Origin of the sequence: Microvirga arabica (assembly GCF_016811235.1) — a bacterium.
GTDB lineage: Bacteria > Pseudomonadota > Alphaproteobacteria > Rhizobiales > Beijerinckiaceae > Microvirga > Microvirga arabica.
This window is the reverse complement of the sequence record NZ_JAFBID010000178.1, coordinates 1-1,875: the sequence shown is the minus strand read 5'-3', so window position 1 is coordinate 1,875 and position 1,875 is coordinate 1. Positions and strand designations below refer to the sequence as shown.

At 50.6% G+C, this 1,875-nt stretch carries 1 protein-coding gene and 1 pseudogene; both read left to right on the top strand.

From position 1 onward, the window contains the following. The first annotated feature begins 470 nt into the window (after nucleotides 1-470). Nucleotides 471-1,535 (top strand): acyltransferase family protein, encoded by a 1,065-nt coding sequence (locus JQC81_RS32260; RefSeq protein ID WP_203275835.1) that lies wholly within the window; start codon nucleotides 471-473, stop codon nucleotides 1,533-1,535. A gap of 157 nt (nucleotides 1,536-1,692) precedes the next feature. Next, nucleotides 1,693-1,875: pseudogene (locus JQC81_RS33720) on the top strand (IS701 family transposase); the annotation flags it as partial.

The following is a 1,875-nucleotide window of genomic DNA, read 5'->3' as shown; positions in this document are numbered from 1 at the left end:
CCTGATTCAGACGCGTTGCCGCCAGCCCTCCAGGTCGTCGCTCACGCCAAGGAAGTGTCGCATCCAGACAGTTAAGGACGCCTCACCAGATGATGCGTTGCACAACCGTCTTGCGGTAGAACCCGCGCTGACCTACCATCTCTAGAAGCGTCCTGCTACAAGAGCTTGCAAGTCCGGCCAGACCGCCAAGTAAAGGCATGGACTAATCCATTGAACTCAACAGGAGTAACCAAAATTGCTAAATTGATGTGGGGTCAAGTTGGTGATTTTTTGTGTATGCCCTCACGGATTTGAGCGCAAGGGTTTTACAGAATATTGGCGGTGTGAAGACAGGCCGATGTAAGTGTTATAGCGCCTCCGATTCACAAGTACATTTCGGCGAACGCGTAAATCAGGAGAAATATAAACTTGAACTGCTAATGTCGTGCTGACCGATACAGAGAAGTATATATTTTCAATTAGGATTCCAGATGTTTCTTCCTATCAGCGGCATTGACAGGGCTACTCCCGCAAGTTCTGAGAAGCGCTACAGCCAGACAGAGCAAGGATCTGGCGATCGCCTAGTCTGGATGGACACACTTAGAGGCTCGGCCATTCTCCTTGTTATATTGCTGCATGCATCACTTATGACGGAGCTTTTCGATAAGGCGCCTTGGGAACCATTGGTTCACCTCAATCGCCTTTTTTCTCCATACCGCATGGCCTTGCTCATGCTGCTGTCGGGTATGTTATTAGCCCATTCTCTATGCCGGCCACTACTTGAGTACACTTTGCGCAAAGTCGCTACCTTACTATACCCGTACCTGATCTGGACGGCAGCTTACGGGTTTATTGTGCATCCGGCAGGAGTAACTGCGCCTATATTATGGATCGGAGGAACTTATTTATGGTTTATTTTATTTTTGTTTAGCTATTATATGATCGCCGTCCTTGTCGCGCGTATTCCAACATCAATTATTCTCGTTTTGAGTTTTTCACTATCACTGATTTCGCCTGATGGCACGAAATACATGGAGAACTATCTCTATTTAATGGGTTTTTTCTTCCTTGGGCATTATCTGAGCTCTAGGCAGATGATCCTGAGCAATTTCACCTCCCCTAGGGCATTGATTTGGGCAGTGCCGATCAGCATCGGCTTTTCTCTCGTTTCAGTGGCAACTGGAGGCATCAACTATAAAGTTGAGTACCTGATTCCAGCCCTAGCTGGCACAATAGTTTTAATCGCCCTAGCTCAGCGGATTTCTCGCACAGGTTGGTCAGAAGAACTGAACTTCATTGGTCGTAATTCGGTCGTGTTCTTTGTTATTCACTACCCAGCTATTTACATCTTCATGGCGCTCTTCCTCTGGCTGGGCATGGATTCAGCGATGGCGCTTACGGGATCGGCGTTTGCAGGATCGATGTGTATCTGCTGGACTGCAGCGCAGTTGCGAGAGCGCTTGGCGTTTTCCGAATATCTCTACTCTTTTCCGATCAAAGGAATTCTTAGTTCGATGGAGCGGGTAGGTCTGTTTCTGCGAACAGAGAGGCATTGATGATCCCCACGGAGAGCCTGCAACAAAGAGGTTGGCCCGGCAAAAGAACCTGACGATCATCTCGGGTCGGTGCTGCAGGGCTCCCGGAGGCCTACTACTACAGTTGCACCTCCTGCGCATGGGTTCATAATCTCCTGATCTGACCCGGGAGGCTGCCATGACGGGCGTGGCCATCGAGCAGATGCTCGAACTCTGGTGTGTGGAGTTGCGTCAGGTCAAAGCATCTCAAGTCGCTGTTTGCTCATCCCAGTGTGGCCACCTCAGCCGCCGCCTTCCTCGATGGGGTGCTCGGCCCCGAGCGGCGCAAGACCGGCTGGATGCGGGCCGAGGCTGCGGGCGA

Bases quoted from the DNA above. Each gene is read 5' to 3' on its own strand.
- JQC81_RS32260 (WP_203275835.1), top strand. From the start codon at position 471: ATGTTTCTTCCTATCAGCGGCATTGACAGGGCTACTCCCGCAAGTTCT.